This window comes from Pseudomonas sp. 14A (assembly GCF_018132745.1).
In the GTDB taxonomy this organism is placed as follows: Bacteria; Pseudomonadota; Gammaproteobacteria; order Pseudomonadales; family Pseudomonadaceae; genus Aquipseudomonas; species Aquipseudomonas mercuritolerans.
The window spans coordinates 498,711-520,103 of sequence record NZ_JAGRQJ010000015.1; the positions used below are offsets into that span (position 1 = coordinate 498,711).

A 21,393-nucleotide genomic window follows, 5' to 3' on the forward strand; every position below is an offset into this window, starting at 1 on the left:
CCCCATAACAAGAAACCGGAGAACCACTCATGTCGTTAAGCGTGTTCGACCTGTTCAAGATTGGCATCGGTCCCTCCAGCTCCCACACCGTCGGCCCGATGCGCGCCGCTGCGCGCTTCGCCGAGGGCTTGCGCCGTGAAAACCTGCTGACCAGCACCGCCAGCGTGCGCGTCGAGCTGTACGGTTCGCTTGGCGCCACGGGTAAAGGTCACGGTAGCGACAAAGCCGTGCTGCTCGGCCTCGAAGGCGAGCATCCGGACACAGTCGACACCGAGACGGTCGCGGCGAGGCTGCAAGAGATTCGCGGCAATGGCCGACTGAATCTGCTCGGTGAACACAGCATCGCGTTCAACGAGAAAGAACACTTGGCGATGATCCGCAAACCGTTGGCCTACCACCCCAACGGCATGATCTTTCGCGCCTTCGATGCGGCGGGGATTCAGATCCGCAGTCGCGAGTACTACTCGGTCGGCGGTGGTTTCGTTGTCGATGAAGATGCTGCCGGCGCCGATCGCATCGTCGAAGACGCCACGCCGCTGACCTTCCCGTTCAAAAGTGCCAAGGATTTGCTCGGTCATTGCGCTACGTACGGGCTGTCGATCAGTCAGGTGATGCTGACTAACGAGAGCGCCTGGCGCCCGGAAGCGGAAACCCGTGCCGGCCTGCTGAAAATCTGGCAAGTGATGCAGGACTGCGTTGCCGCTGGTTGCCGTAACGAAGGGATTTTGCCGGGCGGTTTGAAGGTCAAGCGCCGGGCGGCGGCGCTGCATCGGCAGCTGTGCAAGAACCCGGAATCGGCGCTGCGCGATCCGCTGTCGGTGCTCGACTGGGTCAATCTTTATGCGTTGGCGGTCAACGAAGAAAACGCCAACGGCGGGCGCGTGGTCACCGCTCCCACCAACGGCGCGGCGGGCATCATTCCGGCGGTGCTGCATTACTACATGCGCTTTATTCCCGGGGCGAATGACGACGGCGTCGTGCGCTTTCTGCTGACCGCTGCCGCAATCGGCATTCTTTATAAGGAAAACGCTTCGATCTCCGGCGCCGAAGTCGGTTGTCAGGGTGAAGTCGGTGTGGCCTGTTCAATGGCGGCCGGCGCCTTGTGCGAAGTGCTCGGCGGCAGCGTGCAGCAAGTCGAAAACGCCGCGGAAATCGGCATGGAACACAACCTCGGCCTGACCTGCGACCCGATCGGCGGCCTGGTGCAGGTGCCGTGCATCGAGCGCAACGCGATGGGCTCGGTGAAAGCCATCAACGCGGTGCGCATGGCCATGCGTGGCGACGGTCAGCATTTCGTCTCCCTCGACAAAGTCATCCGCACCATGCGCCAGACCGGCGCCGACATGAAAAGCAAATACAAGGAAACCGCCCGCGGCGGCCTGGCGGTCAACATTATCGAATGCTGATTACGAACTCAGCCAAACGTAACTAGCTCCCTCTCCCTCCGGGAGAGGGCTGGGGTGAGGGGCTCTTGATCTTGCCTCTCACCCGCAACCCAAATTCAAAGGAGCCACGCATGACCACCGAACACCTGTCGAAAACCCCGCTACACGCACTGCACCTCGAACTCGGCGCGCGCATGGTGCCGTTCGCCGGCTACGACATGCCCGTGCAATACCCGCTCGGCGTGATGAAAGAACACCAGCACACCCGTGAGCAAGCCGGGTTGTTCGACGTCTCGCACATGGGCCAGATTCGTCTGACCGGCGCCAATGCGGCCAAAGCCCTGGAAACCCTGGTGCCGGTGGACATCATCGACCTGCCGGTGGGCATGCAGCGTTACGCGATGTTCACCAACGAAAGCGGCGGCATCCTCGATGACCTGATGGTTGCCAACCTCGGTAACGACGAGTTGTTCCTGGTGGTCAACGCCGCGTGCAAGGATCAGGATCTCGCGCATCTGCAAAAACACATCGGCGATCAGTGCACCATTACGGCGCTGTTCGAAGAGCGCGCCCTGCTCGCCCTGCAAGGTCCGGCAGCCGTCACTGTGCTGGCGCGTCTTGCGCCGGACGTGGCGAAGATGACTTTCATGCAGTTCAAGCGTGTGTCATTGCTCGGCGTGGACTGCTTTGTCAGCCGTTCGGGCTACACCGGTGAAGACGGGTTCGAGATCTCCGTCCCGGCCGCCGAAGCGGAAAAACTCGCCCGCGCCCTGCTTGCCGAACCAGAGGTCCAGGCCATCGGCCTCGGCGCCCGTGACTCGCTGCGTCTGGAAGCCGGCCTGTGCCTGTACGGCCATGACATGAACACCGAGACCACACCAATTGAAGCCAGCCTGCTCTGGGCGATCTCCAAGCCACGCCGCCCTGACGGCGCGCGGGCCGGCGGTTTCCCGGGCGCCGAGCAAATTTTCGCGCAGCAACAAAATGGCGTCGCACGCAAACGCGTCGGCCTGCTGCCACAGGAGCGCACCCCGGTGCGTGAAGGCGCAGAAATCGTCAACGAGGCCGGCGAGATCATCGGCAGCGTCTGCAGCGGCGGCTTCGGTCCGACCTTGGGCGGGCCATTGGCGATGGGTTACCTTGACAGCGCTTACGTCGCGCTCGATACACCTGTGTGGGCCATCGTCCGTGGGAAAAAGGTGCAAATGCTTGTAAGCAAAATGCCATTTGTTGCACAACGCTACTATCGCGGTTGATCGACTGTTTCTATAAGTAACGCGATTGCGTTATACGTGCACTAATGTGTAACGCAATCGCCATAAAACAGTGCGTTTTTTAACATCCGTTTCGAATATGAACGTTGCTTATAACGTTTGCTGAAAATAGAACCAGACAATCGTTTAAGACTGAACTAGTGTGCTGACGAACTGCCACGAAGAGCAGTAAAACCGGGGCCTTCGCAGGGCTTGTTTTTTCTCCCGTAGTTGGCGTAGAGTTTGTCCACTGTGTTTGCATGGGTCAGCTTGGAATCGTGACCTGGGCAGTAGCCTACAAGTTAGCTACATCCCGCTCGACGTCTTCTTACTCCTTGCAACCAGCTCCAGTACTCTTTCATGTGAAAGGGGCTGTCATCAATTTATGCGTCAAAGGAAATAAGAAATGTCCACACGTCAGAGCGGTACCGTCAAGTGGTTTAACGACGAGAAAGGTTTTGGTTTTATCACTCCAGAAAGCGGTCCGGATCTGTTCGTACATTTCCGCGCCATTCAGGGCAACGGCTTCAAAAGCCTGAAAGAAGGCCAGAAAGTGACTTTCGTTGCTGTGCAAGGCCAGAAAGGCATGCAGGCTGACGAAGTACAAGCAGAAGCCTGATCTTCTGATACGAAAAAGCCCCTGATATTGATATCAGGGGCTTTTTTGTGCGCGCCAATCCGTAAAATGGCGCTTCCATTCGCGTCCCGAGGCTGCCATGTCGAAACACCTGCTCACACCGCAAGGGGACTTTCCTCCCGTTGCTCTCGGTCGTCGTCTGGCGGCAATGTTCTACGACTTCCTGCTGTGCACCGCCCTGCTGATCGTCACCGGCTTCATCTATAAGTTGATCCAGGCCGCGATCATTGGCGAAGAACGGCTGCGGGTGATGACCGACGCCGGCCAGCTCGATGGTGATCCGCTGTATTCCACGGTGCTGCTGTTGGTATTGTTCGGCTTCTTCGCCAAGTTCTGGACCCATGGCGGGCAGACACTGGGCATGCAGGTGTGGGGCATCCGCGTGCAGAACGCCAACGGCACGGCCATCAGCCTGTGGCAGGCGCTGTTGCGCTTTATGGTGTCGATCGCGTCGTGGCTGTGTGTCGGGCTGGGTTTCTTCTGGTCGCTGTTCGACAAGCAGAAACGCACCTGGCATGACATCTATTCGGATACGCGCGTGGTGCGAATTCCAAAGAAGAACAAATAATTTCCATACTCAGGAGTCCCCCCTGTGGCGATGGGATTTATCCCCGTTGGGTGGCGAAGCCGCCCCAAAATCAACCACCGCGGTGTATCCCACACACCGCGTGCGCTGCTTTACGACTGCTGCGCAGCCGAACGGGGATAAATCCCCTCACCACAGGGCTCACTCCTACAAGGGGGACTCAGGCGTTACCGGCTAGCTTCATCCGCGCTGCCTGGGTGAAGTCGAGCATGCGCTTCAACGGGCGGATCGCCTGGGGAATCAGCGCCGGATCGACAAAGATCTCGTTGGTGCCTTCCTTCAAGCTCTTGAGCGTGCGCTCCAGGGTGTTCATGGCCATCCATGGGCAATGCGCGCAACTGCGGCACGCCGCGCCGTTACCGGCGGTTGGCGCTTCGATGAAGACCTTGTCCGGGCACAGCTGCTGCATCTTGTAGAAGATGCCACGGTCGGTGGCGACGATCAGGGTCTTGTTCGGCAGGCTTTGCGCGGCAGCAATCAACTGACTGGTGGAACCGACGGCATCCGCCAGTTCGATCACCGAAGTTGGCGATTCCGGATGCACCAGAATCGCCGCGTCCGGATACAGCGCTTTCATGTCTTCGAGCTGCTTGGACTTGAACTCTTCGTGAACGATGCAGGCACCGTCCCAAAGCAGCATATCGGCGCCGGTCTTGCGCTGAATGTAAGTGCCCAGGTGCTTGTCCGGACCCCAGATAATCGTCTCGCCGTTGTCCATCAGGCTTTCGACGATCTCCAGTGCGCAGCTCGAAGTCACCACCCAGTCAGCCCGAGCCTTCACGGCGGCGGAAGTGTTGGCATACACCACCACGGTACGTTCCGGGTGCTGGTCGCAGAACGCCGAGAACTCATCGACCGGGCAACCCAGGTCCAGCGAGCAGGTCGCCTCCAGGGTCGGCATCAGCACGCGTTTTTCCGGGTTGAGAATCTTTGCCGTCTCGCCCATGAACTTGACGCCGGCGACCACCACGGTCTTGGCCGGGTGCGCGTTGCCGAAGCGGGCCATTTCAAGGGAGTCGGAAACACAGCCGCCGGTTTCTTCGGCCAGGGCCTGAATCACCGGATCGCAATAAAAGTGGGCAACCAGCACCGCGTCCTGAGCCTTGAGCTCGGCGGCGATGGCGGAACGGTAATAAGCCTCCTCTTCTGCCGTCAGCGGTTTCGGCTGTTTGGCGTCGAGGTGGGCTTGAACCAGAAGGCGTTCGGAAATCTGCGTCATGTTCGCAAGACCTGCAGGCGCATTCGCGCGAAAGTCGAGTATACACCCGGCTCCGGACCGCTAGAGGGTACCGCCGGGAGAGTGAGTATCATCAGGCACGGGACAGCGTTGAAGCTGCGCAAGGCTACAGAATATCCCGTTGATACAAAAGATGATTCTGACCTGTGTCAGGTCGGGTCTTACTGAAACATCGAACGCCCGAATTGCAGGCAAAAAAAAACCCGGAAATCCTCACTTTCGTGGGCCTTCCGGATTTTCTAAACCGCCAAATATGGTGGGTCGTGTGGGATTCGAACCTACGACCAATTGGTTAAAAGCCAACTGCTCTACCAACTGAGCTAACGACCCGCTGTGTGGTGGCGCGTATAATACTGATTTTTAAGGACTATTCAACACCTTTTTTGAAAAAATCAAAAATAAGGGGTTGGATCGTCCACACCAGCTGCCGCGAAGCCTTCTGCACGCAGGCGGCAGCTGTCGCATTTGCCGCAGGCGCGGCCTTCATCGTCGGCCTGATAGCAGGAAACCGTCAGCCCGTAATCAACGCCGAGCTTCACGCCCGCCTGGACGATCTGCGCCTTGCTCAGGTTCTGCAGCGGAGCCTGGATGCGGAAACCGTTGCCCTCCACCCCAGCCTTGGTCGCCAGATTGGCCATGCGCTCGAACGACTCGATGAACTCGGGACGGCAATCCGGGTAGCCGGAATAATCCACTGCGTTGACACCGATAAAGATATCGCGGGCGCCGAGCACTTCGGCCCAACCCAGTGCCAACGACAGGAACACCGTGTTGCGCGCCGGCACGTAAGTCACCGGAATGCCTTCGCCCAGCTCTTCCGGAATGTCGATGCTGGTGTCGGTCAGCGCCGAGCCGCCCATGCCATTGAGGTTCAGGCCAATGACCTTGTGCTCGACCACACCCAGATCGCGAGCAACGCGGGCGGCGGCGTGCAATTCAGCATGTGAGCGCTGGCCGTAATCGAAGCTCATGGTGTAGCAGGCGTAGCCTTCGGCGCGCGCCATCGCGACGACGGTGGCCGAGTCGAGGCCGCCCGAAAGCAGGATAACGGCACGTTTTTCGGTAGTGTTCAGTTGTTCAATCATCTCAGCGCCCCGGCTCATCATTCCATAGATATTTATGCAACTGCAGTTGCAGCCGCACTGGCAGGTTGTCTGCCACCACCCAATCCGCCAGATCCCTGGCATTGAGGTCATGATGACTTGGGGAGAACAGCACTTCACCCGCACGTCGATCAAGCCCGTACTGGATCAGTTTCGATACTGCCCAGTCATAGTCTTCCCGCGAGCAGATGACAAACTTCACCTGATCGTTGCGGGTCAGCAGTTCGATGTTCTCGTAACGATTGCGATGGGCTTCTTTCGAGCCCGGCGTTTTCAGATCGACGACGCGACTGACACGCGGATCGACAGCGGATACGTCAAGGGCGCCGCTGGTTTCCAGCGACACCTCGTAACCGGCATCACACAAGCGTTCAAGCAAAGGAATGGCGTTCGGCTGGGCCAACGGCTCACCGCCGGTGACACAGACGTAGCGCGGACGATATCCGGCCACTTGCTCAAGAATGTCGTCGAGGGTGCGGACGGTGCCGCCGCTGAACGCATAAGCGCTGTCGCAGTACTGGCAACGCAACGGGCAACCGGTCAGGCGCACGAAAACCGTGGGCAGCCCGGCAGTCCGAGTTTCCCCCTGCAACGAGTAGAAAACTTCGGTGATTCTCAATGTGTCTTGCATAGTCGCCACGGGCGTAACAGCTAAACAGGCTGTCCGCCTCCGTCAGGCACTTCAGGCAATCCCGCCAACGCGTAGACCACAAGAAGCGTGTTTCAGAAAAAGGGCGTGAATTCTAACGAAAAAACCCGCGACAAGCGCGGGTTTCTTCAAAACACGGATAAACAGGCTTACATGCGCTGCAAATCACGCTGGGCCAGCTGCGCGGCGGAAGTGCCCGGATATTGGGACACCACCTGCTGCAGAATGCCTTTGACCTTGTCGGTGTGACCAAGGCGACGCTCTACGTCAGCCAGTTTGTACAGCGAATCCGGCACCTTGTTGTGCTTGGGATACAGCTGCGAAACCTTGGCGAAAGCCTGACCTGCACCTTGCAGATCGCCCTTGGCCAGGTTGACTTCGCCCAACCAGTACTGGGCATTGCCCGCGTATTGGCTGTTGGGGTATTTGCGCAGGAAAGCGGCAAAGGCCTGGCTGGCCTTGTCGAAATCCTTGGCTTTGATCAGGTCGAAAGCGGCATCGTAATACAGCTTTTCTTTCGCCGGATCAGCCGGTTCGCTACCCGCGGCAGGGGCCTGGGCTGCCGCAGCAGCACCCGCGCCTGCGGCAGCACCGGCAGCAGCACTTGCATCGCCACCGGCAGAAGAATTCTCGGGAGTCGCGGCTGGTGCAACGCCGGATCCTATGCGCCGATCAAGATCCTGGTATCGCTCCAGGGATTCCTGCTTCATGCGCGCAACCTGATTCTGCAGTTCTTCGATCACGCCCTGTTGGCGCGAGATCTGATCCTGCATCTGTTGCAATTGGTTGAACAGCATGCCTTGTGCCGAGGCAGGGGCCGAAGCCGCTCCCCCGGCATAGGCGCCGTTCGTACCGTAACCCGCAGGCGGATAACTGCTCCCGCTATTGTTATAACCGGAGTTGTCATCGACCACAGGAACCGCAGCCCACGCCGCAAGCGGCGCGAGGCTGAGAGCCAGAACAGTTACAGCACGACGGCACGTTCGCATATCGAATTACTTACGCAGTTCGACGCGACGGTTCTGGGCCCAGGACTGCTCGTCGTTGCCGGTAGCAACTGGACGCTCTTCGCCGTAGGAAACCAGTTCCAGCTGAGCTGGGGAAACACCTTGCAGTACCAGGTAGCGCTGAACGGCTTTCGCACGACGCTCGCCCAGTGCCATGTTGTACTCACGAGTACCACGTTCGTCGGTGTTGCCTTCCAGAACAACGCGAGCGCCGTTTGCTTTCAGGTCTTTGGCGTGAACGTCCAGAGCGCGCATGGCTTCTGGCTTCAGGTCCGAGCTGTCGTATTCGAAGTAGAAGGTGGTGATTGCGCGCAGAGCAGCTTCTTCGCTCAGGGAACCGTCAACGGCACCAGTGTTTGCGCCGTAACCAGCGTTTGGATCAACAGCGCCTTCACCGGCGTTGTCGCCGCCTTTGGACGAGCAACCTACAGCTACAGCCATGGCCAGAGCCAGCGCAGCAAATTTACCAAACTTCAGCATTTCCATCGTGAAACTCCTAATGAACCCCAGTGTGTTAAGTAAAACGTGTAGCGCCCGCTCACTTCAGGTAAGGGGACCAGGACGGTTCTCTGACTTCGCCTTGAGCGGTAGGAAGCGGGAGCCTCACGCGCCCATTAATGGACACGAGCATCAAGACTCCCCGGCCCTGTTGGCGGGTGGCGTAGATTACCATGGTGCCGTTGGGCGCAACAGTAGGTGACTCGTCCAGAGTGCTATCAGTGAGGATCTTTACACTACCCCGCTGCAGATCCTGAGCTGCCACCTTGAAATTGGTGAAGCCATCCTGACGATGAATCATCACCAAAGTCTTTTCATCAGCCGACAGTTTCGGGTTGGCGTTGTAGTTGCCAACGAACGTCACACGCTCGGCACCACCGCCACTGGCGCTGGTTTTGTAGATCTGCGGCTTGCCGCCACGGTCCGAGGTGAAGTAGATGGTCGAACCATCCTTGCCCCAGAACGGCTCGGTGTTGATGCCTGGGCCGGACGTCACACGGGTGATCTGACGCGAACCGAGGTTCATCACGTAGATGTCCGGGTTACCGTCTTTGGACAGCACGAACGCCAGGCGATTGCCATCCGGCGACCAGGCTGGCGCGCCGTTGAGGCCTTCGAAGTTGGTGATCTGCTCACGGCGACCGGTGTCGATGTTCTGCATGAAGATGCGCGGACGCTTCTGCTCGAACGATACGTAGGCGATACGCTTGCCGTCCGGTGCAAAACGTGGCGACAGAATCGGCTCGCGCGATTGCAGCAGAGTCACTGCGCGGGCGCCGTCATAGTCGGAACGCTGCAGGGTGTAGCGCGTGTTCTTCTCGGAGAAACGCTCGGCCGTCACGTACAGCAGACGTGTCGAGAACGCGCCGTCGATACCGGTCAGTTTCTGGAACGACTGATCGGAAATGAAGTGCGCCATATCACGGATCTGGTCGGTCGTGCCGGAAACACTGCCGTCAGCCACTTTCTGTTCGGTAGCGACGTTGAACAGTGCCCACTGCACCTGCAGGCGACCGCCCGCCGGGGCGATGCTGCCGACCATCATGTATTGAGCACCTACCGCCTTCCAGTCACGGAAGATGATTTCGCTCGGCTGGCTTGGCTGGCTGATCATGTTGGCTTTCGGAATCGGCGAGTAGTAGCCCGAGTTGCGCAAGTCGTTGCCAATGATTTCAGCCATGTCGTCTGGCAGCACGGCGCCGCCCTGCATGCCGAACGGTACGACGGCGATCGGAGTAGCCCGATCGCTGCCGCTGGTGACCAGAATGTTCTTTTCATCTGCCGCCGCGATCCCTGCCATGCAGCAGATCACGACCAGCATTCCTCGAAGAAGGTTTCTCACAAGGCTAGATCCTCAGGTGTGAATGTCATCTTGAATGAACGATACGGAGCGAAATCGCTCGGCTTCATTCCCTGCATTTCTGTCAAACGTCCAATATTCTTCACTGCCGCGACTGCCGAAGCATCGAACGGACCGTCACCACTGGACTTGGATACGGTGACCGAAGTCACGGTACCGTCCGGCAACATGCCAATTTGCAGCACGACCGTCATGCCCTTGCGCGCCGAAGGAGGACGAGCCCAGCCTTCTGCTGCACGAGCACGAATCAGGTCATCGAAACTGCCGGCTACTTCGTCACCTTGCTCATCGGCCAGGGCCTGCTGGCGCTGCGGCGTGTCGGAAAGCAGGTCTGCCAGGGCCTGGGCCTTTTTGTCTTCGGCAGATTTGCGTGCCGCTTCCTGCGCTTTCTTCTTCGCAGCATCGGCAGCAGCTTTCTTCTTCGCGTCTTCGGCGACTTTCTTCTTCGCCTCTTCAGCTTCAGCTTTCTTCTTGGCGTCTTCGGCGGCTTTCTTCTTCGCGTCTTCGACGATCTTTTTCTTGGCTTCTTCCGCAGCGGCTTTCTTCGCCTCTTCCTCAGCAGCCTTCTTCGCTTCGTCTTCGGCCTTCTTCTTGGCTATATCAGCCAATTGTTTCTCTTCGGCCTTTTTCGCTTCGGCTTTCTTCGCGTCGTCGGCTTTCTTGGCTTCATCAGCCTTTTTCGCTTCGTCCGCTTTTTTCGCCTCGTCGGCCTTCTTGGCTTCCTCGGCCTTTTGAGCCGCTTCCTCTTTCTTTTGTTCCGCCGCCTTCACCGCTTCCTGTTCGATCTTTTTCTGCTCCATCTGCTCGACTTCGGTCTGGCGCGCGGCGGATTTCTTCGCCTCACCCGCAATCTTCTGATTGGTCTGGGTGGTCGCCTGACTTTTCGATTTCAGCTGGTACAGAGTCGCCTGGACAATCGGCTTGGCCGGCGGCAGCTCGGGCGTGAAGGCAAAACTGACGAACAGCATGCCGAACACCAGCACGTGCAGGACGATTGCCAGAACACTAGGCCAGAAGTAGCTTTCCGAGGCGGACGGCTCTCGCTGTTGCTGCATCAGGGGGCCTCGGTAATCAGACCAACGTTACCGACCCCGGCTTTCTGCAACCCGCCCATGGCACCCATGACGGCGCCGTAGTCGACAGTCTTGTCGCCACGAATGAACACCTGGGTGCGTTTGCCGCCCTCGGTGCCGGCGCGGATGATCTTGGTCACCGCGTCGGTCATTTGCGGCAGGGTCATGGCCCTGTCCTGTTGCTTCTCGGTGTCGACTTCGCTGCCAAGGTTCCAGTAGTAGGTCTTGTCAGCCTTGATCGAAATGGTCAGGACCTGGGTGTTGTTGTCTTGCGGCAAGGCTTCGCTGGAAACCTTGGGCAGATCAACTTTCACGCCCTGATTGAGCATCGGCGCGGTCACCATGAAGATGACCAGCAGCACCAACATCACGTCGATGTAGGGCACCACGTTCATCTCGGCGACCGGCTTGCGCTTTTTGCGAGCTCGAGCGATTAAAGCCATCGGGAAATACCTGCTTATTCTTCGCTGGTGTGCACTTTGCGGTGCAGGATCGCCTGGAATTCATCGGCGAAGGTGTAGTAGCGGCCCAGCAAGGTTTCGCTGCGCGCAGCAAAACGGTTGTAAGCGATGACCGCCGGGATCGCAGCGAACAGGCCGATCGCGGTGGCGATCAGGGCTTCGGCGATACCCGGGGCAACGGTGGCGAGGGTCGCTTGCTGGGCGCTGGCCAGGCCGCGGAAGGAGTTCATGATCCCCCACACGGTACCGAACAGACCGATGTACGGGCTGACCGAACCGACGGTGGCGAGGAACGGCAGGCTCTGCTCGAGTTTCTCTTCTTCGCGCGAGATGGCCACGCGCATGGCACGGGCGACACCTTCCATCACTGCTTCAGGATCGACACCTGGCTGCTGACGCAGACGGGAGAACTCCTTGAAGCCGGCACGGAAGATCTGCTCCACGCCCGAATCCGGATCAGGGTTGCTGCCGGCCTGACGGTACAGTTTCGACAGGTCGATACCCGACCAGAAGCGCTCTTCGAAGCTCTCCAGGGCGCGTCGACCGGCACGCAGCAAATTGCTGCGCTGAAAGATCATGATCCATGAGGTCACCGATGCGGCCACCAGGGTCAACATTACCAACTGCACCACGATGCTGGCATTGCTGACCAGGCTCCACATGGAGGAATGGTCGACGACGTTAGCTTCCACGCTTTATCTCCTGCTTTGAGTGTGTACCCGGGCCGACCGCGTCGGCGAAGGCCGCACGCAGGTCTTCGGGAAGGGCCCGGGGTTTCAAACTGTCGGTGCGCACGCAGGCCACCAAAAACTGCCCTTCGCAGAGCAGCACATTATCCGTGGCCCGCCTGACCTGCTGTTTGAAGCGCAGGCTGGCACGGTTCAATTCGATTACATCAGCGCTTACCAGCAGCTCGTCATCCAGTCGCGCCGGCGCGTGGTAGCGCGCTTCGCTGGAATGCACGACGAACAACAGGTCCTCTCCGGCAAGCTGCGATTGGGCAAAGCCCAGTTCCCGTAGCCGCTCGGTTCGAGCCCGTTCCATAAACTTGAGGTAATTAACGTAATACACGATGCCGCCCGCATCGGTGTCCTCGTAATAAACGCGACAACGATGTGCGAACGGCTCAAGCCCGTTTTGCGCGCGCATACTCTAGTGCTTACTCCTCAGGTTGCCAATCCGGCCAGACAACTGTTTTTCGTGGTTTCAACGCTTTAACGCAAAAGTACCGTCGTCTGACAGTACAAACCCTGAATAAATCACCAGCAAATGTGTATCAATCGTCGACGGCGTCGAGAAACTCGTCTGCCACGGGCATCTCGCCCATGCGTGACGGAACATTCAAACCGAAATGCAGATAGGCATGCCGCGTCACCACCCTGCCCCGTGGCGTGCGCATGATATAGCCCTGCTGGATCAGGTACGGCTCGAGCACGTCTTCAATGGTGTGGCGTTCTTCACTGATCGCCGCCGCCAGACTGTCGATACCGACCGGGCCGCCGTCGAACTTCTCGATCATAGTCAGCAGCAGACGCCGGTCCTGATGATCGAAACCGTGCTCGTCGACATCCAGCAGATTGAGCGCCAGATCCGCCACCGCCTTGGTGATGTGGCCCTTGGCGCGGACTTCGGCGAAATCGCGCACCCGACGCAGCAGACGGTTGGCAATTCGCGGCGTGCCACGGGCGCGACGGGCGATCTCGAACGAACCTTCCGGATCCAGCGGCAGACCGAGAATGGCTGCCGAACGACTGACGATCGTAGCCAGATCCGCCGTGCTGTAGAACTCCAGGCGCTGGACGATACCGAAGCGATCACGCAGCGGATTGGTCAGCATGCCGGCGCGGGTGGTGGCGCCGACCAGCGTGAATGGCGGCAGATCGAGTTTGATCGAGCGCGCCGCCGGCCCCTCGCCAATCATGATGTCGAGCTGGAAATCTTCCATCGCCGGATACAGCACTTCTTCAACGATCGGCGACAGACGATGGATTTCGTCGATGAACAACACGTCGTGCGGCTCAAGATTGGTCAGCAACGCGGCCAGATCACCCGGGCGCTCCAGCACTGGCCCGGAGGTGCTCTTGATCGACACACCCATTTCCTGGGCAATGATGTTGGCCAGCGTGGTCTTGCCCAGCCCGGGCGGACCGAAGATCAGCGTATGGTCGAGGGATTCGCTGCGGCCACGGGCGGCCTGGATGAACAGTTCCATCTGCTCGCGCACGGTCGGCTGGCCAATGTAGTCGGCCAGGCTGACCGGGCGGATGGCCCGGTCCTGGACTTCTTCGCGCTCGCGCGGGCTGTGCGCGGCGGCGATCAGACGATCAGCTTCAATCACTTAAATCATTCCCTTCAGAGCGCGGCGGATCAGGTCTTCGCTGCTCAGGTTCTTGTCTTTGATCGCGGAAATCGCCTTGCTCGCTTCCTGCGGCTTGTAGCCCAGGGAGATCAACGCGCTGACCGCATCGGTCTCGGCGCTGTTGACCGGCGCCGGGCCGTCCGGCTGATTGGGCACCAGCGCGAACATCGCCGGCGAGGTTTCCCAGGCCTTGAAGCGATCCTTCAATTCCACCAGCAGACGCTCGGCGGTCTTCTTGCCAACCCCCGGCACCTTGGTCAGCGCCGAAGTGTCCTGAGACTGCACGCAGCGCACCAGCTCATCGACTTCCAGGCTCGACATCAACGCCAGCGCCAGTTTCGGCCCGACGCCGTTGAGACGAATCAGCTCACGGAAAAAGTCTCGCTCACGCTTGCCGGCAAAACCATAGAGCAATTGCGCATCTTCGCGTACGACCAAATGGGTATGCAGGGTCAGCGGTTCACCGACCGACGGCAGCCGATACAGGGTGGTCATCGGCACTTCCACCTCATAGCCGAGGCCGTTCACATCGAGAATCAGGTGCGGCGGCTGTTTCTCAGCCAGGGTGCCGCGCAAGCGTCCAATCACGTTTTGAATCCTTGAGCGCTGGCCAGCCGTGGGCTGGCGACGATTGAAGGTGGCTTGCGTGCCGGCAACACAGGCACCGCAAAGCCACTTTCAGGAAAATTGATGCTGATGCTATCAGAGACGCAGGCGCCCGCCACGACTGCGTGCGGTTCCCAGCCCGTGCGGCAGCAGGCTTGAGCGCGTGTGCGCATGGCAAATGGCGATCGCGAGGGCGTCGGAGGCGTCGATCTGCGGCTTGCTGGTCAACTTGAGCATGTGCATGACCATCATCTGCACCTGCTCCTTATTGGCCGCACCGGTGCCGACCACGGCCTGTTTGACTTGCGTGGCGGTGTACTCGGCGATTTCCAGACACTCTTCGGCGCCGGCGACAATCGCAGCGCCCCGCGCCTGTCCGAGCTTCAGCGCCGAGTCGGCGTTTTTCGCCATGAACACCTTTTCGATGCCCATGGTCACCGGGCCGTAGGTCTTGATGATTTCGCGCACGCCGCGATAGACGATTTGCAGGCGCTCATGAAGCTCGCCGGAGCCGGTGCGAATGCAGCCCGAAGCCACATAAATGCAGCCGCCCCGCCCGGTATCGCGAACGATCCCGTAACCGGTAATGCGCGAACCGGGGTCGATACCAAGAATTAGAGTCATAACGCCTGCAGATTCATAAAAACGATTTACCTGACAGCCAATAGCAAATGTGGGAGCGAGCCTGCTCGCGAAGGCGGTATGTCAGCACATACAGGTGCTGAATGACACACCGCTTTCGCGAGCAGGCTCGCTCCCACAGGGAAGACTAGTCGCTTATCAGCCAAGCTGAGCGGCGACGTCTTCCGGGATATCCGCGTTGGAGTAGACGTTCTGCACGTCATCCAGATCCTCAAGCATATCGATCAGCTTGAGCACCTTCTCCGCACCTTCCAGATCCAGCTCGGCACTGGTGGTCGGCTGCATGACGATTTCCGCGTCGTCACCCTTGAACCCGGCCGCTTCCAGCGCGTTACGCACCGCATAGAAGCTGGTGAACGAGGTGAACACGTCGATCGAACCATCTTCGTGGGTGACCACGTCATCAGCGTCGGCTTCAAGCGCCGCTTCGGTCAGTGCGTCTTCATCGACGCCCGGGGCGAAGCTGATCTGGCCCTTGCGCTCGAACAGATACGCCACCGAACCGTCGGTGCCGAGGTTGCCGCCGCACTTGCTGAACGCGTGGCGCACCGCTGCGGCGGTACGGTTGCGGTTGTCGGTCATGCACTCGACCATCACCGCCACGCCGCCCGGGCCGTAGCCTTCATAGGTCAGTTCTTCAACGTTGTCCGCTTCAGTGGCACCGGCACCGCGCGCGACGGCACGGTCGATGATGTCGCGGCTCATGTTGGCGCTCAACGCCTTGTCCAGAGCCAGACGCAAACGCGGGTTGGAACCCGGATCGCCGCCACCCTGACGGGCCGCAACGGTCAGTTCACGGATCCACTTGGTGAAGATCTTGCCCCTCTTGGCATCCTGACGTTCTTTGCGGTGCTTGATGTTTGCCCACTTGGAATGACCTGCCATAACTTGCTCCGAATGCTCTTTGAAACCTTGCCCGCCCTGCCAAGGCAGCGGCCGGCAATTGAAAAATTCGACCTGAGAAAGAAAAAAGGCGCATCCGAAGATGCGCCTTCAGGCCCGTCTTACTCAGCCTTTGGCGTTTCGCGCAGGCGAATGTGCAGCTCGCGCAGTGCCTTGGCATCCACTACGCCCGGAGCCTGCGTCATCACGTCGGCAGCACTCTGGGTTTTCGGGAAGGCGATCACTTCACGGATCGACTGGGCGCCGGTCATCAGCATCACCAGACGGTCCAGACCGAAGGCCAGACCACCGTGCGGCGGTGCACCGTACTTCAGCGCGTCGAGCAGGAAGCCGAATTTCTCTTCCTGTTCCGCTTCGTTGATGCCCAGCAGACGGAATACCGCTTGCTGCATTTCCTTGCGGTGGATACGGATCGAGCCGCCGCCCAGCTCGGTGCCGTTCAACACCATGTCGTACGCACGGGACAGTGCGCCGGCCGGGTTGGCTTCGAGTTCCTGCGGGGTGCACTTCGGTGCGGTGAACGGGTGGTGCAGCGCCGAGAAGCTGCCGTCGTCGTTCTCTTCGAACATCGGGAAGTCGACGACCCACATTGGCGCCCACTCGCAGGTCAGCAGCTTCAGGTCGTGACCGAGCTTGATCCGCAGCGCGCCCAGGGCTTCGCTGACGATCTTGGCCTTGTCGGCACCGAAGAACACGATGTCGCCATCGACTGCGCCAACGCGATCGAGGATCACGTTGAGTTTGTCTTCCGGGATGTTTTTCACAATCGGCGATTGCAGACCTTCAACACCGGCAGCGCGCTCGTTGACCTTGATGTACGCCAGGCCCTTGGCACCGTAGATGCCGACGAACTTGGTGTAATCGTCGATCTGCTTGCGCGGCATGCTCGCCCCGCCTGGAACACGCAGTGCAGCAATGCGGCACTTCGGATCGTTGGCCGGGCCGCTGAACACCTTGAAATCGACTTCCTTGAGCTGGTCGGCAACGTCGACCAGTTCCAGCGGAATACGCAGGTCCGGCTTGTCCGAACCGTAGCGGCGCATGGCTTCTTCGAAGGTCATGTGCGGGAATTCGCCGAATTCCAGATTCAGCACTTCCTTGAACAGATTGCGGATCATCTGCTCAGTCAGGCCCATGATCTCTTTTTCATCGAGGAAGCTGGTCTCGATGTCGATCTGGGTGAATTCCGGCTGACGGTCGGCACGCAGGTCCTCGTCGCGGAAGCACTTGGCGATCTGGTAGTAACGGTCGAAGCCGGCCACCATCAGCAGTTGCTTGAACAGCTGCGGTGATTGCGGCAGGGCGAAGAACGAACCGGCGTGGGTACGACTCGGCACCAGATAGTCACGCGCGCCTTCCGGGGTGGCCCGGGTCAGGATCGGCGTTTCGACGTCAAGGAAGCCATTTTCGTCGAGGAAGCGACGGATGCTGGTGGTCATGCGCGAACGCAGACGCAGCTTCTCGGCCATTTCCGGACGACGCAGGTCGAGGAAGCGATAGCGCAGGCGGGTTTCTTCGCCGACGTCGGAGAACTCGTTGAGCGGGAACGGCGGGGTTTCCGACTCGTTCAGCACTTCCAGTTCGTAACCGAGCACTTCGATCATGCCCGAAGCCATGTTGGCGTTGGTCGCACCGGCCGGACGCAGACGTACCTTGCCGGTGATCTTCACGACGTATTCGCTGCGCACGCGATCGGCGGCGGCGAAGCTCTCGGCGCGATCCGGGTCGAACACCACCTGGGCCAGACCATCACGATCACGGATATCGAGGAAAATCACCCCGCCGTGGTCGCGGCGACGGTGAACCCATCCGCAAAGGGTAATTTCCTGGCCTTCCAGGCTTTCGTTCAGTTGGCCGCAATAGTGGCTGCGCATCATGGTGTGGTTCGCTTCTCGTAATTCGAAATTCGGTGGAGTAACCGTCGCCTTCAAGCAAGGCGGCAACTCACGCGTGTCGTTCGTTCAGGGTTTGAACCCTAGTCAGCTTTGTCGCCACCGGCCAGATTCTTCTTGGCTCCGGTCTTGAAATCGGTCTCGTACCAACCGTTGCCGCTGAGGCGAAAACCCGGCATGGACAGCTGCTTCTTCAGTTCGGGCGCCTGGCAGGCAGGGCAGTCGACCAACGGTGCGTCGCTGATCTTCTGAATGGCTTCCAACTGATGACCACAGGAAGCACATTGGTAATCGTACATTGGCATGGGGGTGTCTCGGCGATCAGATTGCTGCCGCGCGCAGGGCTTTGCGGCGAAAGCGCGGGATTATATCCATTAAATGCGGGCTGTGCAGCCGTAACACTGCACAGCCCGCAACCTCGTTGCAACCGCCGTTTCAGCGCGAAACGGTGGGTGCGAGGTCTTTGATCCCGTTCATGACGCAAACCACCCGCACCAACGCACTGAAATTCTTCACCCCGCCGTGACGCAGATGCACCTCGCGGTCGACATGGGATAACAGTGTGCTGATCGAACAGTGGTTATCCTCGGCCATGCCGCCGAGGATATTCCAGTAGACCTGCTCCAGGCGCAGACAGGTCGCAAATCCGTTGAGGCGAATCGATCGCGACAACGGCCGGATCAGATTCATGTCGAACTCGCTGACAAACGGGTCGACTTTTATTACGTGCCGCGAAGCCGACATCCTGTCGCTTCGCCTGTCTTCTTCTACCATAGCGTTGACACTCCTTTGCCATGACTGCTGATTTATAAGGCAACATCCTTGCGCCTTCATAAAAACCCAGTGACAAAGTCAGCGCCATACGATTTGTTGACCAGCCTCGTAGGATAAGCCAACGCCAACGGTAAGAGTCTGGACAGCATGCGGACGACCTCACGCCGTCCGCAGCGGCCGGATCATTCCTCGAGCAGCGCGCGCAGCATCCACGCAGTTTTCTCGTGCACTTGCATGCGCTGGGTCAGCAGGTCAGCGGTCGGCTCGTCGCTGACCTTGTCCAGCAGCGGGAAAATGCCGCGCGCGGTACGGGTCACCGCTTCCTGGCCTTCGACCAATTGCTTGATCATGTCTTCGGCGCTCGGTACACCGACTTCTTCTTTAATAGAAGAAAGACGCGCGTAGGTGGCGTAGGCACCCGGCGCCGGGAAGCCCAACGCACGGATACGCTCGGCGATCGAATCGACGGCCAGCGCCAGCTCGTTGTATTGCTCTTCGAACATCAGGTGCAGCGTGCGGAACATCGGGCCGGTGACGTTCCAGTGAAAGTTATGGGTTTTCAGATACAGCACATAGGTGTCGGACAGCAGTCGCGACAACCCTTCGACGATGGATTTGCGGTCTTCTTCGCTGATACCGATATCAATTGCCATGCTTACCCCCTAACAGTGATTGGATTCATCCAGCAGGTTCAGCCCCACTTTAGCAAGGCAAGCGCCGGCTCGCAGCTATCAATCCGTGATCAGGCTGCGACAAATCGACCGTTTCTCTGCCGCTGGCCGGGCTGATTTGAGTAGCCGCAGGCTTTGCTGTTAAATAGGCAGTGTGTCGCCATGCCCCATTTTCCGGGGCGTCGCGCATAGGCTGATGCCGTGTACGTGTCCACCGCCTCTTATTTTGTCCTGAAGCGAACCGTGCGCCTTCAGCTCTTCCTTGTGAGCCGTCATAACGTGAGCCAATCAAAATGTTGAAAATCGTCCACCTGCTAATGGGCGCAGCAGCCTTGCTGCTGTCGTTCATACCCAGCCTGAAAGCCGAAGCCGTTCCTTATCTGCAACAGCCCGATGCACTTTACCTGGCCTTTTTCGGCCTGCTGAACCTGGTCATCGCTCCAGTGATCCCCTACTGGAACAAAGGCCCGCGCCAGCATCTGCAAAATCTGGTCAGCGCCCTGCTCGTGCTGACTGTCGTCCTGCAAACCTTGACCCTGATCGCGCCGATGCCGGTCATCGCTGGCCAGCCGGCGGTGTTGTTCAGCCTGGTGATCGCCCTGGTTGCCGTGGTGCTGCACCTGGCCGTCAGCTTCTACAAATCGTCACCAGCCGCTGCGCCGACTACCTATGACATGAGCAATCGCGATACCGGCACCGTGAAGTGGTTCAACACTTCCAAGGGTTTCGGCTTTATCTCCCGGGACTCCGGTGATGATATTTTCGTGCACTTTCGCGCCATTCGTGGCGAAGGCCACCGTGTTCTGGTCGAAGGCCAGCGCGTCGAGTTCTCGGTGATGAACCGCGACAAAGGCCTGCAAGCCGAGGACGTGATCGCCGCTCTGCCGCGTCGCTGATCCAAAGCAAAAAAACCGCGAACAGCCTGGCTGTCCGCGGTTTTTTTATGCCTGGCGAATGGTTCAATAATGCGGTGGCGGCGCGTCTTCTTCAAAGGCACCGAACTGCCCGACCATTTCTTCGTGACGCTTGATCAGCGCCTCCATCTGCAATTGCAGGCGCTCGATGACTCTCTGCTGGGCCACCAGCACATCGTTCAATGCCTGAATAGTGTCATCCTGAAAGGCCAGACGGCTTTCCAGATCGGTTACGCGCTCTTCAAGGCTCATGACTCAGCCCTCCACAAAGGTGAATTCTTCGGTCAGCACCAGACGCAAGCGCTCGCGAATGGCTGCTACCTGTTCCGCGCTGTACGGCCTAGCCGGATGCTTGCCCCAGACCGGCGCCGGCCACGCAGCATCGTCACGTTTACGTACGATCACATGCATGTGCAACTGACTGACAACGTTACCCAGGGTTGCCACATTCAGCTTGTCGGCGTCGAAGGAATCCTTGAGCAACTCGGCCAGGGTGGTGGTTTCCCGCCAGAGCTGGTGCTGGTCGGCGACATCCAACTGAAACAACTCGCTTATATCCTCGCGACGAGGCACCAGGATGAACCACGGGTAATTGCTGTCGTTGGACAGCAACAGCCGGCACAACGGAAAGTCGCCGATGACCAGGGTGTCCTGTTGAAGTCGTGAATCCAAAGCAAACACTGTGAGTACTCCCGCTGATCCTATAACTCAGCTTAGCGGCCGCCCCTAGAAGCAGCGCGCCAAGCGACAGAACGGCAGCATACCTGCGAATGCAGCGGGCTTCACGCGTCCCCTCGGCGGTAATTCAGCAAGCGCGCCGACATGAGACATTTATCTCGCCGACGCACCAATACAGCCCCGGACATGAGCCTTGACGTGAAGGGCCGCATGAAAATCCTTGATCTGTCGACCCTCGAATCGCGCGGCGCCAGATTTACTTGCGTCCAGTGGTGATTTTTTTGCACCAAAACTGCACAACACGTCTACGCTCACTGGGTCGGGCATCCGCCAAATACTCACTGCGGGGTGAACCGGTAACGTTTTTGGTTGTCTTGCGCACCTTTGGTGCGTTGCAACACCATTGGGAGAATGTCGTCAAGCCTGCAACAAAACCGGCCCGAGGCCCCGTTTTCACAAGGTTTTCACATATGCGGGCGCATTGCAGAAAAATAACCGCAGCGATTTTGCGGTTTGTGCACGCTTGTTGCATTCGTAACGTTATGGACTATAAGCGCACCACGGGAAGTGGTCGCCTGAAGCCAATAAAAACAGTGGCAGGGTTGCCCGATGGAGATTCAAGTGTTTTGCCAGGGACTCTTTTTTAGCGATGCAAAAAGGCCCGGAAACAGCGATAAAGTTGTCAGTCCGGCTGCATCGGTACTG

At 58.9% G+C, this 21,393-nt stretch carries 25 protein-coding genes and 1 tRNA gene; 5 read left to right on the forward strand and 21 right to left on the reverse strand.

The window, feature by feature from the left end:
* Positions 1-29: 29 nt before the first annotated feature.
* From PS14A_RS19125 to PS14A_RS19140, 4 genes are all read left to right on the forward strand, one after another.
* Positions 30-1,406: an L-serine ammonia-lyase gene (locus tag PS14A_RS19125; protein ID WP_016773512.1), complete on the forward strand. Its 1,377-nt coding sequence runs from the start codon at positions 30-32 to the stop codon at positions 1,404-1,406.
* A gap of 110 nt (positions 1,407-1,516) precedes the next feature.
* Positions 1,517-2,641 (forward strand): glycine cleavage system aminomethyltransferase GcvT, encoded by a 1,125-nt coding sequence (gene gcvT / locus PS14A_RS19130; protein ID WP_130912230.1) that lies wholly within the window; start codon positions 1,517-1,519, stop codon positions 2,639-2,641.
* 403 nt (positions 2,642-3,044) lie between these two features.
* Positions 3,045-3,257 (forward strand): cold-shock protein, encoded by a 213-nt coding sequence (locus PS14A_RS19135; protein WP_003227496.1) that lies wholly within the window; start codon positions 3,045-3,047, stop codon positions 3,255-3,257.
* A 97-nt stretch (positions 3,258-3,354) separates the two neighbouring features.
* Positions 3,355-3,843: an RDD family protein gene (locus PS14A_RS19140; protein ID WP_212616982.1), complete on the forward strand. Its 489-nt coding sequence runs from the start codon at positions 3,355-3,357 to the stop codon at positions 3,841-3,843.
* Between the two features lie 178 nt (positions 3,844-4,021).
* Here PS14A_RS19140 and nadA read toward each other — a convergent pair whose 3' ends face one another.
* From nadA to PS14A_RS19235, 19 genes are all read right to left on the reverse strand, one after another.
* Positions 4,022-5,080, reverse strand: a complete 1,059-nt coding sequence (gene nadA, locus PS14A_RS19145) for a quinolinate synthase NadA (protein WP_016773509.1) — start codon at positions 5,078-5,080, stop codon at positions 4,022-4,024.
* 272 nt (positions 5,081-5,352) lie between these two features.
* Positions 5,353-5,428, reverse strand: a tRNA-Lys gene (locus PS14A_RS19150).
* 62 nt (positions 5,429-5,490) lie between these two features.
* Positions 5,491-6,183 (reverse strand): 7-cyano-7-deazaguanine synthase QueC, encoded by a 693-nt coding sequence (queC, locus tag PS14A_RS19155; protein ID WP_110646611.1) that lies wholly within the window; start codon positions 6,181-6,183, stop codon positions 5,491-5,493.
* A gap of 1 nt (position 6,184) precedes the next feature.
* On the reverse strand, positions 6,185-6,832 hold the full coding sequence (gene queE / locus PS14A_RS19160; protein WP_041479789.1) for a 7-carboxy-7-deazaguanine synthase QueE: 648 nt from the start codon (positions 6,830-6,832) through the stop codon (positions 6,185-6,187).
* Between the two features lie 167 nt (positions 6,833-6,999).
* Positions 7,000-7,839 carry a tol-pal system protein YbgF gene (ybgF, locus tag PS14A_RS19165; RefSeq protein WP_041479790.1) on the reverse strand — a complete coding sequence of 280 codons (840 nt, stop codon included), beginning with the start codon at positions 7,837-7,839 and terminating at the stop codon, positions 7,000-7,002.
* 6 nt (positions 7,840-7,845) lie between these two features.
* Positions 7,846-8,343: a peptidoglycan-associated lipoprotein Pal gene (gene pal, locus PS14A_RS19170; protein WP_003178634.1), complete on the reverse strand. Its 498-nt coding sequence runs from the start codon at positions 8,341-8,343 to the stop codon at positions 7,846-7,848.
* Between the two features lie 52 nt (positions 8,344-8,395).
* The gene (gene tolB / locus PS14A_RS19175; RefSeq protein ID WP_178083739.1) at positions 8,396-9,676 is read right to left on the reverse strand and encodes a Tol-Pal system beta propeller repeat protein TolB; all 1,281 of its coding nucleotides are present in this window, start codon (positions 9,674-9,676) and stop codon (positions 8,396-8,398) included.
* A gap of 17 nt (positions 9,677-9,693) precedes the next feature.
* A complete protein-coding gene (gene tolA / locus PS14A_RS19180; protein WP_130912234.1) occupies positions 9,694-10,770 on the reverse strand; it encodes a cell envelope integrity protein TolA in 1,077 nt (358 codons plus the stop codon).
* Positions 10,770-11,222, reverse strand: coding sequence for a protein TolR (gene tolR, locus PS14A_RS19185; RefSeq protein WP_160767866.1), 453 nt, complete (start codon positions 11,220-11,222; stop codon positions 10,770-10,772). The genes tolA and tolR overlap by 1 nt, the downstream gene beginning before the upstream one ends.
* A 23-nt stretch (positions 11,223-11,245) precedes the next feature.
* Complete coding sequence (tolQ, locus tag PS14A_RS19190) at positions 11,246-11,941, reverse strand: protein TolQ (RefSeq protein ID WP_008080223.1); 696 nt, start codon at positions 11,939-11,941, stop codon at positions 11,246-11,248.
* The gene (ybgC, locus tag PS14A_RS19195) at positions 11,931-12,398 is read right to left on the reverse strand and encodes a tol-pal system-associated acyl-CoA thioesterase (protein ID WP_137214002.1); all 468 of its coding nucleotides are present in this window, start codon (positions 12,396-12,398) and stop codon (positions 11,931-11,933) included. The genes tolQ and ybgC overlap by 11 nt, the downstream gene beginning before the upstream one ends.
* Before the next feature lie 127 nt (positions 12,399-12,525).
* Complete coding sequence (gene ruvB, locus PS14A_RS19200) at positions 12,526-13,587, reverse strand: Holliday junction branch migration DNA helicase RuvB (protein WP_024014087.1); 1,062 nt, start codon at positions 13,585-13,587, stop codon at positions 12,526-12,528.
* Positions 13,588-14,196, reverse strand: a complete 609-nt coding sequence (gene ruvA, locus PS14A_RS19205; RefSeq protein ID WP_024014088.1) for a Holliday junction branch migration protein RuvA — start codon at positions 14,194-14,196, stop codon at positions 13,588-13,590.
* Positions 14,197-14,310: 114 nt separating this feature from the next.
* Positions 14,311-14,838, reverse strand: a complete 528-nt coding sequence (gene ruvC, locus PS14A_RS19210) for a crossover junction endodeoxyribonuclease RuvC (RefSeq protein ID WP_016773501.1) — start codon at positions 14,836-14,838, stop codon at positions 14,311-14,313.
* Positions 14,839-14,994: 156 nt separating this feature from the next.
* Positions 14,995-15,741, reverse strand: coding sequence for a YebC/PmpR family DNA-binding transcriptional regulator (locus PS14A_RS19215; protein WP_034153419.1), 747 nt, complete (start codon positions 15,739-15,741; stop codon positions 14,995-14,997).
* A gap of 119 nt (positions 15,742-15,860) precedes the next feature.
* Positions 15,861-17,636, reverse strand: a complete 1,776-nt coding sequence (gene aspS, locus PS14A_RS19220) for an aspartate--tRNA ligase (RefSeq protein WP_041479793.1) — start codon at positions 17,634-17,636, stop codon at positions 15,861-15,863.
* A 98-nt stretch (positions 17,637-17,734) separates the two neighbouring features.
* Positions 17,735-17,956 (reverse strand): zinc ribbon domain-containing protein, encoded by a 222-nt coding sequence (locus PS14A_RS19225; protein WP_016773499.1) that lies wholly within the window; start codon positions 17,954-17,956, stop codon positions 17,735-17,737.
* Between the two features lie 130 nt (positions 17,957-18,086).
* Entirely contained in the window at positions 18,087-18,425 is a 339-nt protein-coding gene (locus tag PS14A_RS19230) for a ribbon-helix-helix domain-containing protein (protein ID WP_130912236.1), read from the reverse strand.
* Between the two features lie 182 nt (positions 18,426-18,607).
* Positions 18,608-19,078 carry a Dps family protein gene (locus PS14A_RS19235; protein ID WP_016773497.1) on the reverse strand — a complete coding sequence of 157 codons (471 nt, stop codon included), beginning with the start codon at positions 19,076-19,078 and terminating at the stop codon, positions 18,608-18,610.
* Between the two features lie 311 nt (positions 19,079-19,389).
* Here PS14A_RS19235 and PS14A_RS26770 point away from each other — a divergent pair, with 311 nt between their 5' ends.
* Positions 19,390-19,992: a cold-shock protein gene (locus tag PS14A_RS26770; protein WP_130912237.1), complete on the forward strand. Its 603-nt coding sequence runs from the start codon at positions 19,390-19,392 to the stop codon at positions 19,990-19,992.
* 63 nt (positions 19,993-20,055) lie between these two features.
* Here PS14A_RS26770 and PS14A_RS19245 read toward each other — a convergent pair whose 3' ends face one another.
* Both PS14A_RS19245 and PS14A_RS19250 read right to left on the reverse strand, forming a co-directional pair.
* Positions 20,056-20,262, reverse strand: coding sequence for a SlyX family protein (locus PS14A_RS19245; protein ID WP_016773495.1), 207 nt, complete (start codon positions 20,260-20,262; stop codon positions 20,056-20,058).
* 3 nt (positions 20,263-20,265) lie between these two features.
* Positions 20,266-20,691 carry an HIT domain-containing protein gene (locus PS14A_RS19250; RefSeq protein ID WP_137214004.1) on the reverse strand — a complete coding sequence of 142 codons (426 nt, stop codon included), beginning with the start codon at positions 20,689-20,691 and terminating at the stop codon, positions 20,266-20,268.
* Positions 20,692-21,393 lie beyond the last annotated feature (702 nt).